This is a genomic window from Psychrobacter sp. DM8 (assembly GCF_051307025.1).
In the GTDB taxonomy this organism is placed as follows: Bacteria; Pseudomonadota; Gammaproteobacteria; order Pseudomonadales; family Moraxellaceae; genus Psychrobacter.
Window position 1 is genome coordinate 1,914,249 of sequence record NZ_CP195538.1, and the last position, 13,015, is coordinate 1,927,263.

Consider the following 13,015-nt stretch of genomic DNA (forward strand, 5'->3'; position numbering starts at 1 on the left):
TTGAGTTTTTATGTCAGACAATCCATCTTTATCAGTCGCTCCTAACCCTTTAGATGCCAAACTAGATACTACAGTTGCCTACACTGACGGCGCTTGTAAAGGTAATCCTGGCGCTGGGGGCTGGGGCGCGCACCTTATATTTAGCGATGGACGTACGCAGGATTTATATGGCGGCGCTGATGCGACGACCAATAATCGTATGGAGCTTATGGGCACGATCAAGGCACTTGAGCACAGTCCAAAGGCGCAAAAAATTGAGATTTGGACGGACTCTAGTTATGTTCAAAAAGGCATAACACAGTGGATTGAGGGCTGGAAAAAGCGAGGCTGGAAAACGGCAAGCAAAAAGCCTGTTGCCAACCAAGATTTGTGGCAATTGCTAGATGAGCATTGTCAGAACCGTAAGGTCGCTTGGCACTGGGTCAAGGGTCATGCCGGTCACGCGGGTAACGAGAAGGCGGACGAGCTGGCAAACCTCGGTGTCACCTCTAGTCATGAGCCGCCTCGCCAGTTATCAGAACCTGATATAGATAAAAAAAAAGCGCAAATAATGCCTGATGACGACTGGATCGATTTTGATCCTTTAGGTTTTAATATGATGGATGAGTTAAACGCACAAGAGCCAGACTTGCCTAATACTCAGCCAAATACTACTGCTACTACGAGTACTAATATGACAAACCCTGATAATCAAGCCGGCGATATGCCTACAACTGACAGCGCAGCTCCCAAGTTTGATGGCGATACCAGCCGCGCCAATCCACACTTTCGTCCTTTGCTTCCAAAGCCCATCCATCGTCATGAGACTGATCGCCAGCTCATCATGGATACAGAGACCACAGGGCTTGAGGCATTGGGTGGCGACCGTATTATTGAGGTCGGTATTGTTGAGATGGTGGCGCGCAAGTTTACGGGTGAAAAACTTCACGTCTATATCAACCCGCAGCGCGGTATGGATGAAGAGGTTATCCGTATTCATGGTATCTCAGAGGCGTTTTTGACCGACAAACCCACCTTTGATCAAGTCGCAAAAGATCTTTATGACTTTATGGATGGTGCTGAGATTATCGCTCACAACGCTTCGTTCGATATGAACTTTTTGAATATGGAATTTGCCAAAGTAGGCTTATCAGACTTTGCCGAGCGCGTACAAGTGACTGACTCTCTATTAATGGCAAAGCAGCAATACCCTGGACAAAAAAACACTCTAGATGCACTCGTACGTCGCTTAAATGTCGGTAAGCAAGACCGTACCTTTCACGGGGCACTGCTAGATTCTGAAATCCTAGCCGAAGTCTATCTAGCGATGACCGGGGGTCAGGTTACGCTCGCTATTGAAGAGGACATCCAGACAGATGGCGGTCAAGCGGGGCATGCTAATTTTTCTGAATTGGCATCCTTGCTATTAGCATCAAGCTTAGATGAGGATGCCAATCAGCACTGGTTTGCCTCTTTGGCAGATAAACATCCTGAAATAAAAGCTCAGATATCGCAATAAACGCCCCAAAAAGATAACAGCTTGCACCTATCACAGACAGATGTAATGATAAGCTGCTGAGCGGATGCTCATAGACACAAAGCTTGATTTGCATTATTGTAGAACTCATTTATGGCAGCCTTGTCTACCCTCTCTTGCTATCGGCACTACACGGAATAAAAATTATGAGCCAGTCTGAGCAAATAAAACTACTCGCCCCAAGCTTAAGTGTGACCAATTTTAATCTGCCATCTCTGCATCTGTTATATGATGAGATTATTGCCACATTGACTCAGGTTGAGAGGCATTTAACTGAGTTTAACGATCATCATGAGCAAGCGCCGTTATTGCTAGACTCCGTGGAAGCGCTTGAGCAATTGTCTTGCGTCTTTGAGCTGATCTCTTTGGCAGGTGGACAAGTCCTTAGCGCTGCTATCGCGCAGGGATTGCAGCGGATCCATGATAACACCGAGCAAAACGATACCGCACTCATTATGGACTTATCAGAGGCCATCATGACACTTGATCGTTATGTTGAATTTGTACTATTAACAGAGACGGTAGAGCCTACGTTATTATTACCTATTATCAACAAGTTGCGTGCCCACAGCGGCGCTGATCCCATAGCGTCTGACTACTTTAGTGCCTTTGGAAATAGTAGCGTCACTATCGCCAATCCTGAACAAAACTTTCAGGTATTAGATACTCTAAATCTCGACAGCGAGCTTTTGACCTATGCTTATCGTAGCGGTCTTGGTGTGGCTTTATTACATCAAGCAGGTCAATTGACGCCAGAAGATGAGCAAAAGCTTAACGCTATGAGTGATGCATGCGATTTGATCGCCGCTCATACCGATAGCTTATTTTGGCAAGCCGCCTCGGCCGCGGTCACTGATCTTGCGGCTATTATGCCTTTGAGTTTGGATCAAAAACATACGCTTATTTATCTAGAGCAGCAGTTTTATGGCTACCTGCCGGCGATGGATAAGCGGTTTGCTGATTTGGTCAGTTTTGCCTGTAAGCGCGATAACGCTAAAGTAGAAGCGCTGCGCATACAATACGCGCGCAACCGACTTCAAGAGCCGCAACTTGAGCAAATGCGCAAGTTCTTATTCGGTCCCAATCGCGCGCTGGTTGATAGTCTCAATAGTATTATCCAAGATCAAATCAATGCTATCAAAAAACAAGTCGATGACTATGCGCGTGCCAACCTAACCGCCACTCTCCCATCGCACCAGGTAACGACCACGCAAATTACCGATGATCTGCGCGCTTTGAGCTCAGCGCTACGTTTGCTTGGTTTATCGGATGCAGCGAATAGTTTAGATGAGGCCGCAGCAGCGACTGCAAACTGGCAAAACCCTGATTCCAAGGATTTTGATCATCTATTATTAGCGCTAGTGCAGGCTGAGAACGCTATGATAGCGATGGCTGAGATGCACACACCTGGAGCGGTGTATCTGCCTTTGAATAATCCTCGTATCTCTTTGCATCAGCTCAACTCTGCTTACAATACTCTGGTTCAAGAGAGTCGCCGTAGTATCGCTAGTGCTGAGCAATCGATTACAGATTACTTAGCAGACAACGCGCGCGAGATGTCCATTATTGAGACCCTGCCGACGTCTTTAAAACAAGTCGCTGGTGCGGTCCGTTTTTTGCAGCTGCCCGCCTCTGCTAGTATGCTCAATCAATTGGTCATTTATTTACAGGATCGTATAGCGCAGGGAGTAGCGATAGAGGATCAAACGCTTGCCCATATTGCTGATGTGATTATGGCCGTAGACTATCATCTCGATGGATTTGAGCATAACAGACCACAAAATAAGCAAGCTCTTGATGTGGGTCAGTATAGTTTGAGTCAATTGCTCGCTGCGTGATGTTCTTTTAAACTGACTCGTTAAAGGCGGCTGGCTGCTAGGCTTCATAGTGCTGCTAGGCTTTGTAGTGATGCTCTGTTGCAATAATACTATAACTCTAATTTTGGATAGTGTGCGATGACCTGCGCTTTTATACTCAACAACGATACTATCCTTTGCCAACAAACGCCTGATGGTATGCGTCCTTTGTCCGTAGCGCTGCCGCATCCAAATGATGCTAATAGCAGCGAGGCGCCAAAGTATCAGCTTGGTCGTGTGCACCTCTTTGAGAGTGTGGTGCCTCATCACAGGCTCCCTAAGCCCTATAGCGCAGTTAGATCTGATTCTGTGTCTGATAGCACAACGTCTCAGGTGGTCGCCTATGATGATGCAGCTGAGACGATAGCGATTAGTTATGACTACGCACTTGCTCATAATATTAAGCTGCCCTCAACCGACACAACTGCGTTTGTGGCTTATCGTCAGCTGATAACCGAGCTGCCAGCCGCCCTTTGCGATCAGCTCAGTCAAGCCATGCAGTTACTGCGCTGGCAGGCAGATACCCAGTTCTGTAGTCGCTGCGCCGCTCCTGTTATATTAGCCGCGCAAAACGATCGCTCTATGGTATGTCCCATCTGCAATTTGCGTCAGTATCCTCGCGTACAGCCTTGTGTTATCACAGCTATCACTCGCCCTAACCCTAGTACAGGTGAGACGCAGATACTATTGGCGCATCATCATCGCTACGGTACCCTCAAGCTGCCTTTGCAATATGGCTTGATTGCAGGCTTCGTCGAAGTAGGCGAAAGCTTGGAGCATGCGGTCGTGCGTGAAGTTGGCGAGGAGGTTGGCATTACTCTTAAAGATATTGCCTATGTCAGTAGTCAGCCTTGGCCTTATCCTTCTAATTTGATGCTTGGTTTTCGTGCCTCTTATGCAGGCGGTGATATTGTGCTCCAAGAAGATGAACTCTCTCATGCAGATTTCTTTGATCTCTCAAACTTGCCAAAGATACCTTTTAAAGGCAGTATTGCTTACAACCTTATTGCTCAAATTGCGCACGAAGAAGGCGTTAGTCTGTAGCCGCTATCTATATATTTTTACGTTTGACAATCTGCATTTAGCTATCAATGCTCATACTATTTTTAGATCCAAAGTCAGCAAGGTTATTATTCGATGTCAACCATTACCCGTCTCGATCATCTCCCTATTTTGTTTGATACCTTAGCTTTAGATGAGCAGCCTATAGAGGTTCAAGAGACTATTGCACGTATTGATGCCTGTCTGCCGCAGACTCAGTGTGGCCTATGCGAGCATCCTGATGGCTGCCTGCCTTATGCTGCTGCCATCGTTACGGGCAATGAACCCTTTAATAAATGCGTACCAGGCGGTCAGCCAGTCACTGATGCCATTAGACAAATACTGACCTCTATCGATGAGCAACAATCGCTAACGGCTGCGCCATCGCAGTGGCCAATCGATGCGCGCTCAGAGCGACCCACTGAAGTACGCGCGATCATTCGTGAGGATGACTGTATCGGCTGTACCAAATGCATTCCCGCCTGCCCTGTCGACGCTATCGTTGGTACTGGTAAGCATATGCATACGATATTTACTGATCTATGCACAGGCTGCGAGTTATGTATCGCGCCATGTCCTGTTGATTGCATTGATTTGGTTGTAGTGGACAGGCAGCTATCAGCGTCACAACGCATGCAAGAGCAAGACGATTTGCGCCATCGTTATCACACGCATCTAAATCGCGTGACTCGCCAGCTAACGGGTAGTCGTAACCAAAAGCCTGTCGTCAGCATGATGGAGGCCAAGCTCAATAACGCCGCCACGCAGACCCTAGATATCAGTGAGCAGCAAGCAAAAAATACCATTGCCGCCGCCAAGTTACGTAGCAAAATCAAAAAACTTGAAAAACAGCTCAGCGCGCGCCCTAATGCCTCAAAACAAGCTGAACTAGAAGCGCTACAGAGCGCTCTTGCGCAGCTTTGAATGCTCTACTTCAGCTGGTAAGTGCATAAATTGAATGTATTCAAAAATTAAATAAAGACCCTTGATATGAGTAAAACAGTCAAACACAAAACCGCTGACACGCCGCCATCACGGCGTATGCCCAATCGTGATGTGCGACCTTTTTTTGAAAAGCTAGCGGCAACGATTGAAGAGCCTGTCACTGAGCTGCGCTTTGAGAGTAATTTTGAGCTGCTCATCGCGGTTATCCTCTCAGCACAAGCGACAGATATCAGCGTGAATATTGCCACCGATCAGCTATATCCTATCGCCAATACCCCTGAAGCGATTTTGGAATTAGGCGAGGAGGCGCTTAAACCTTATATCAAAAACATCGGTCTATATAATGCCAAAGCGAAAAACATCATCAAGACCTGCCGTGATTTGATTGATAAGTTTGACAGCCAAGTGCCTGACAACCGTAAAGATCTTGAGTCATTAGCAGGCGTCGGGCGTAAGACGGCGAACGTTGTTCTCAATACCGGTTTTGGTCAGCCTACCATGGCGGTCGACACTCATATATTTCGCGTAGGCAATCGTACAGGGCTTGCCACGGGCAAAAATGTGCTGATCGTTGAGCAAAAGCTGGTCGAGCGTATACCTGAGGATATGATAATGGACGCGCATCACTATCTTATCTTGCATGGGCGCTATACCTGTCAAGCGCGTACCCCTAAATGCGGCGCGTGTCCAGTCTTTGCAGAGTGTATGTTTAAAGATAAACTGGCGTTTTTAGAGTTATAGCTTATGTCTAAGTCAGGCGCTGGATAGCCACAGATCATATCGTCAACATCACGTTACGTCATAGTCCTATCCACCGCTAGAGTTTTGGCGCGATACACGGTAAAATGTGCTAATTTTTTATTCCTATATTTTGCTATACCTTTACTAATGACTGAGCTTGTAAACTCCAGTCCTTACCATTAAGCGACCCTATTATGCGTGAATACAGTTTATTTACTTCAGAATCCGTGAGCGAAGGTCATCCTGACAAGATGGCTGACCAAATATCAGATGCCATTCTTGATGCTATTCTGCGTGAAGACTTACAAGCGCGCGTCGCCTGCGAAACCCTTGTCAAAACAGGTGCGGTTGTTTTAGCGGGCGAGATTACTACGACCGCCAATATCGATATCGAGCGTCTCGTTCGTGATACGGTCAATGGTATCGGCTATCATCACTCAGATTTAGGATTCGATGGTGAGACTTGCGCGGTGATCAATATGATCGGCAAACAGTCTCCTGAGATTGCTCAAGGCGTTGACCGCACTGATCCTGAAGAGCAAGGCGCAGGTGATCAAGGGCTTATGTTTGGCTATGCAAGCAATGAGACTGACGTCTTGATGCCAGCTCCCATCGAATACGCCCATCGTCTTATGCAGCGCCAGTCTGAGCTGCGCCGCGCAGGCGATCTGCCATGGCTGCGCCCTGATGCCAAAGCGCAAGTTACTCTCAAATACGATGGCAGTCGCCCTGTGGCTATCGATGCGGTCGTCCTCTCCACCCAGCATGATCCTAGTATCTCGCAAAGCGATTTGCAGGAAGCTATTATGGAGAATATTATCAAGCAGGTACTGCCCGCTGAGCTACTACACGCAGGAACCCGCTATCATATTAACCCAACGGGCAAGTTCGTTATCGGTGGCCCTGTTGGAGACGCGGGGCTCACAGGTCGCAAGATTATCGTCGATACTTATGGCGGTATGGCGCGTCACGGCGGCGGTGCCTTTAGTGGAAAAGATCCCTCAAAAGTCGATCGCAGCGCTGCTTATGCGGTACGTTATGTCGCCAAAAACATTGTCGCTGCAGGTCTAGCTGAGCGCTGTGAAGTACAAGTGAGTTACGCTATCGGTGTCGCTGAGCCGACGTCTATCTCGGTCAATACCTTTGGAACGAGCAAGATCAGTAACGATGAGATTATTCGCTTGATTCGCACGCATTTTGATCTGCGCCCTTACGGTATTACGCGTATGCTTAACTTGCTCCAGCCTATGTACCAGCAAACGGCGACTTTTGGACACTTTGGTCGCCCAGGCTCTGAGACCGCCTTTACTTGGGAAAAAACAGACAAAGCCGATATTTTAAAAGCAGATGCCGGTTTGTAAATTTTATAATGCTCATACTACCCTTATTAGGAGTCCCTTATGTCACAAGATAATGTTCAAAATCATGACCCTATTCAGCAAGATGGTTTAAATACAGACAACACTGTCGAGATTACTCCTGAGATGCAGGCGTTTTATCAGCGTGCTGACGCTATCATTGGCGTGGCTAACAGCCAGCTAGGTCCAGACGCACATTCGGGTCAAGTAGGCGCATCACTACTATACGCCGCTGCCCGTTATAGCGCTTCAGTCGCCTCTATTGGCTTCGTTAAGGGTGAAGATTTTGCCAAAGAAAAAGACGATATTGTTGAGTTCTATGTCAAACAGTATCGCCAAATGCTCAGCGATAACTTGACGGATTACGCTCAGAACTTTGATAACTACGTACAGCTTAACCAAGATGATAAGTCTGCTAAATAACGTCAAAAATCACAAGCACCATCAAAAACAGCCTATTCTCATAATAGGCTGTTTTTTTGTCTGTCGTAAATGGCTTGATTACTTATAACTCACTGCTAGTGAAAACTTCTTACTAACCATGCAAAAAAATGCCCAGCTTATAAAAGCTAGGCATTAATCAATAAAAGCTACAATTTATATTTAAACGTCTTTATCGATCGGAGGCGGTCCGTCTAGTAGCTCTTCATCACGGAATTCATTGGCTGAATTATGCTCAGCGGATTCTTCGGTGATAAACCACTGCTGATTACGATAAAGTATCAAGCGATCACGGCTTAGACCGCGCAAAAGCGAGTACATCATAATCAAAATAACAATGGCAAAAGGGAAACCTGAGACAATGGATGCCGCCTGCAAGGCTCCTAGCCCGCCTGCTGCCAATAGTACTGCAGCGATAACACCTTCTGTACCTGCCCAAAACAGTCGCTGAATCTTTGGCGGATTGGTATCACCACCTGAGGTCAGCATGTCAATGACAAAGCTGGCAGAATCTGATGAGGTGACAAACCAGAGTACGATCATCACGATAATCAAGAAGGATACCGCTTTAGTCAGGGGATAAAATTCCATCAACGCAAAGATCGCACTACCACTGTCTGCGCGTACAGCATCAACCAAACCTGGACTCATAATAGCAGGATCAGCTGCCGCCATAAGCTCCATATTGACCGCAGCACCGCCAAAAGCGGTAAACCAGATAAATAGTATGGTAACTGGTATCAATAACACGCCTAAGATAAACTCACGAATCGTACGACCACGAGAGATACGTGCAACGAATACACCAACGAATGGTGACCAGCTAATCCACCAAGCCCAGTAAAAAATAGTCCAATACTGCTGCCAATTCTCTTCACCTTCATACGATTCTGTCCATAACCCTAATGGTATGGCTTGATGTAGATAATTACCAATATTCTCGACGAAGCTATTAAGGATAAACTGCGTCGGACCCAAGATAATCACAAAACTCAGTAGCACGATCGTCAAGAATATATTGATATCACTTAAGCGCTTGATACCCTTATCTAGTCCCAAGAACAGTGACATCCCTGCAAACACAGTAATCACAGCAATCAACACAATCTGCGTGGTAATGTTATTTGGGATACCAAACAAAGTATCAAGACCTGAATTGATCTGTAATACCCCAAGCCCTAGCGTCGTTACCACACCAAACATCGTACCAAATACCGCTAGGGTATCGACCGTATGACCCATAGAGCCATAAATCTTTTTGCCGATTAACGGATAGAGCGTTGAGCGAATGGCTAAGGGCAAGCCAACGCGGTAATGAAAATAAGCCAGTGCTAAAGCGACAATGCCATAAATGGCCCAGACATGAAAACCATAATGCAAGAATGAAATATTCATCGCAAGCTTGGCAGCTTCAACGGTCTCAGGATCACCAAGTGGCGGCGCCATATAATGGTATAGCGGCTCAGCGGTACCCCAATACAATAGTCCAATACCGATACCTGCTGAGAACAGCATACCGATCCAGGATATCAGGTTATATTCAGGTCTCTCGGTTTGATGGCCCAGCCGAATATCACCGTAGCGGCTAAAGATAAGATACACACTCATCAAGAGCGCCAGATTGACCACGACAATAAAGAACCAACCAAAGCGTATTGATACAAAAGCTTTGGCTTCGTTAAAAACAATTTCTGCTTGCTCATTGAATAATGCACCAAAGATAATGAAAACAATAATCAAAATCGCAGAAGTCAAAAATACAGGTTTATTTACCCGCGGAAAAGGCCCTAATCGGCCAACTTTTACATGATCCATAGGGGTTCCAAAAGTTAAAATTGCGTCACCATACCAAGGTATGAGCCAATTATCAACTTTAACGCTAACCTAACAGTGTTAGCTTTATTAAAAATACTAGTGAAACATTCAAGTTTGTTTTATCAAATGACCAAAGCAAACTTAAATATTTGACAAAAAATAGACCCTAATTTACCTATAAATTAGGGTCTAAACGCTATGATGAATATTTAGTCACCTTTAACGATCTTTGGTGGCCCTTTTAGTAGATGCTCATCAGTGAACTCATTAGCTGTATTATGATCAATAGACTCATCAGTAATGAAACGCTGCTGCGCACGATAAAGAATCAAGCGATCACGGCCAAGACCACGCCACAAGGCATACATCATGACAAAGATGACGATAGCAAAGGGTAGTCCTGCTACAATAGCCGCCGCTTGCAATGCACCAAGCCCACCTGCAGCGAGCAAAATTGCGGCAATAAACCCTTCCATCGTCGCCCAAAACAGACGCTGAATCTTTGGTGGGTTGGTATCGCCGCCTGCGGTGAGCATGTCAATGACAAAGCTTGCAGAGTCAGACGAGGTGACAAACCACAAAACAATCATAATGACAATTAGTAGAGTAAGTGGTTTCGTTAACGGATAATACTCAACCAACTTAAAGATTGCGCTACCTGTATCTGCTTGTACTGCCTCTATTAGTCCAGGGCTTACTAGAGCAGGATCAAGGGCAGCAAGTAGCTCCATATGGATAGCTACGCCACCAAAAGCTGTGAACCAAAAGAACAAAATAGTCATGGGTATTAGTAGCACACCTAAAGTGAACTCACGAATAGTGCGACCGCGAGAGATACGCGCAATGAATACACCAACAAATGGTGCCCAGCTTACCCACCATGCCCAATAAAATATCGTCCAACCGCTCTGCCAATCAGTACCGCTATACGACTCGCCCCAAAAACTAAGTGGGACCACTGCCGCTAGGTAATTACCAATGTTTTCAAAGAAACTATCAAAGATAAATAGTGTTGGGCCTAAAATGACCATGAATGCTAATAGCAAACCTGTCAAACCCATATTGATATCACTCAAGCGCTTGATACCTTTATCAAGTCCAAGCATCAAAGAACCACAAGCCAGCAGAGTAATAAAGGCAATGATCGCAAATTGCACACCAAGACTATTAGGAAGACCAAATAGGTTTTCAAGTCCTGAGTTGATCTGCATGACCCCTAAGCCTAGTGAGGTCACAACGCCAAACATCGTGCCAAATACCGCTAAGATATCAACAGTATGGCCCCAGCGCCCGTAGATTCTCTGGCCTAATATCGGGTATAGCGTTGAACGAATAGAGAGTGGCAATCCACGTCTAAAGTGAAAGTAAGCTAATGATAAGGCAACGATAGTATAGATTGCCCAAGCATGAAGTCCCCAATGCAAGAATGAGATATTCATCGCCTGTTTGGCAGCTTCCATGGTCTCAGGTTCACCTACAGGCGGTGCCATATAATGATATAACGGCTCAGCAGTACCCCAATAAACCAGGCCAATACCGATACCCGCTGAGAATAGCATTCCGATCCAAGACCCCAGACTGTACTGCGGTCGCTCGGTTTGCTGACCTAAACGTATATCACCATAGCGACTTGCTATAAGATAAATACAAAAGACTAAAGCCACATTCATAAGTAAAATGAAGAACCAGCCAAAATTAGTCGTAATAAAGCTTTGCAGATAACTAAAAAGCGCACCAGCAGTTTCAGTGAAAAATGCGCCAAAAATAATAAAACCAACAATGAGAATACTCGATGTGATGAAGACGGACTTGTTTACCCTAGGAAAAGGGCCAAGCCTTTCAACTTTTACATGATCCATTCGCTAAGTAACCTTAATTTTTTAGGAGTTTTACCTTAACAAGATAACGCACAACTATCAAATATAAACCAAGTACTTACAAGTCCTTATTGAATAGAAACAAACCTCAATATCATCAACTAAAAACATTGTTTCACTATTAATAAAACTACTGCTCTATCAAAACAGTAGCAGTGTGATTGAGCGATAGTATTGTTATTGAGGCAATAGCTGTAGCAATCTGCCATCATCGCCATCCTCAAGCAGCCATACCTGACCCTCTACGGTTGTCACATTACGAATTCTTGCGCCCATATCATAGCGATAGCGCTCACTGGCACTGCCTGCCGCGTCCATATCAACAACAATAAGCGCTTTGGAGGATAATCCACTCATCAAAGCCTTGCCCTGCCAGGCTGGAAAGTCGTTTTGACTGCCTGAGGTGTAGATACTTAGAGATGATGGTGAAATAACAGGCGTCCAAGAGACTTTAGGCGGCTCAAATTCAGGACGAGTATCATGATCGGGTATGTCTGTACCAGAATAATTACGACCGTTTGAGACCACAGGCCAGCCATAGTTATTGCCCTTGACGATCAAATTATACTCATCACCGCCGCGAGGTCCCATCTCGTTACTCCATAGTCGGCCCGACTCATCGAACGCCATACCGAGTACATTTCGATGACCCGTACTCCAAAACTGGGCGCTGATGTCGTTGTTGTTGGCATAAGGATTGTCACTAGGGATAGTCCCGTCAGGATGCAAGCGGATAATTTTGCCAAGATTCAAGCTCATATCTTGCGCAGGCTGTTTTTCTTGGCGATCGCCTGAGCTGATATAAAGGTAGCGTCCATCAGGTGAGAACAACAAGCGATGACTATAATGTCCTTGCCCATCGATTTTTTTGTTTTGCTGCCAGATAGTGCTGATGTTTTGTAGACTTGGCTTATCGGTATCTAAACCGCTAAGCGTCGCTTTGATAACCCTTGCCCCATATTTATTACTATCAGCACCACTACCCGCTTCGGCATGACTGATATAAATGGCATTAGTCATCCTAAAATCTGGCGCTAAAGTCACATCTCCTAAGCCGCCTTGTCCGCCATAAGCCACCTCTGGCACACCTGCGACTTGAGTTTTGGCTCCCGTCTGCGTATCGACCACAAGCAATTCACCTGACTTTTGCGTGACTAGTAACTTAAGCGCGTCATTTCCTGTTTTTGGTAGAGCAGTCATCGCCCACGGCTCATTAAAGGTCGCGACAGCTTGGGTCGTAAATTCAGGTTTTTTAGTATCATTGGCTTGTGACATGCTCGCTGAGCTACTTTGCTCTATATTGGCTGTTGTCGGTTCAGAGCAAGCGGCGGTACTTACTAGTAATGCGGCTATGGCTAGTGGTGCGCTATTATATTTGCTATAAATGGTCATAATATTTATCCCTATTTATTTTTAGGCAAAATT

The 13,015-nt window shown here is 45.7% G+C and carries 10 protein-coding genes; 7 read left to right on the top strand and 3 right to left on the bottom strand.

Translation table 11 applies throughout. From position 1 onward, the window contains the following. Positions 1-10: 10 nt before the first annotated feature. The 7 genes from dnaQ to ACR64J_RS08135 all read left to right on the top strand — a co-directional run bounded on the left by dnaQ (position 11) and on the right by ACR64J_RS08135 (position 7,880). Positions 11-1,498: a DNA polymerase III subunit epsilon gene (gene dnaQ, locus ACR64J_RS08105; RefSeq protein ID WP_435949205.1), complete on the top strand. Its 1,488-nt coding sequence runs from the start codon at positions 11-13 to the stop codon at positions 1,496-1,498. Between the two features lie 164 nt (positions 1,499-1,662). Beyond that, positions 1,663-3,354 (top strand): hypothetical protein, encoded by a 1,692-nt coding sequence (locus tag ACR64J_RS08110; protein ID WP_435949206.1) that lies wholly within the window; start codon positions 1,663-1,665, stop codon positions 3,352-3,354. Positions 3,355-3,471: 117 nt separating this feature from the next. Beyond that, entirely contained in the window at positions 3,472-4,416 is a 945-nt protein-coding gene (gene nudC / locus ACR64J_RS08115) for an NAD(+) diphosphatase (RefSeq protein ID WP_435949207.1), read from the top strand. 93 nt (positions 4,417-4,509) lie between these two features. Beyond that, the gene (locus tag ACR64J_RS08120; protein WP_435949208.1) at positions 4,510-5,337 is read left to right on the top strand and encodes an RnfABCDGE type electron transport complex subunit B; all 828 of its coding nucleotides are present in this window, start codon (positions 4,510-4,512) and stop codon (positions 5,335-5,337) included. A gap of 66 nt (positions 5,338-5,403) precedes the next feature. After that, positions 5,404-6,099, top strand: coding sequence for an endonuclease III (gene nth, locus ACR64J_RS08125; protein WP_435949209.1), 696 nt, complete (start codon positions 5,404-5,406; stop codon positions 6,097-6,099). Between the two features lie 194 nt (positions 6,100-6,293). Further along, the gene (metK, locus tag ACR64J_RS08130; protein ID WP_317198482.1) at positions 6,294-7,460 is read left to right on the top strand and encodes a methionine adenosyltransferase; all 1,167 of its coding nucleotides are present in this window, start codon (positions 6,294-6,296) and stop codon (positions 7,458-7,460) included. Between the two features lie 39 nt (positions 7,461-7,499). Next, on the top strand, positions 7,500-7,880 hold the full coding sequence (locus ACR64J_RS08135; protein ID WP_317198483.1) for a DUF3144 domain-containing protein: 381 nt from the start codon (positions 7,500-7,502) through the stop codon (positions 7,878-7,880). A 180-nt stretch (positions 7,881-8,060) separates the two neighbouring features. On the opposite strand, the gene ACR64J_RS08140 is transcribed toward ACR64J_RS08135, so the two are convergent. From ACR64J_RS08140 to ACR64J_RS08150, 3 genes are all read right to left on the bottom strand, one after another. Beyond that, entirely contained in the window at positions 8,061-9,713 is a 1,653-nt protein-coding gene (locus ACR64J_RS08140) for a BCCT family transporter (protein WP_435949210.1), read from the bottom strand. Between the two features lie 209 nt (positions 9,714-9,922). After that, the gene (locus ACR64J_RS08145; RefSeq protein ID WP_435949211.1) at positions 9,923-11,572 is read right to left on the bottom strand and encodes a BCCT family transporter; all 1,650 of its coding nucleotides are present in this window, start codon (positions 11,570-11,572) and stop codon (positions 9,923-9,925) included. 195 nt (positions 11,573-11,767) lie between these two features. Next, a complete protein-coding gene (locus ACR64J_RS08150; RefSeq protein WP_435949212.1) occupies positions 11,768-12,982 on the bottom strand; it encodes a PQQ-dependent sugar dehydrogenase in 1,215 nt (404 codons plus the stop codon). Positions 12,983-13,015 lie beyond the last annotated feature (33 nt).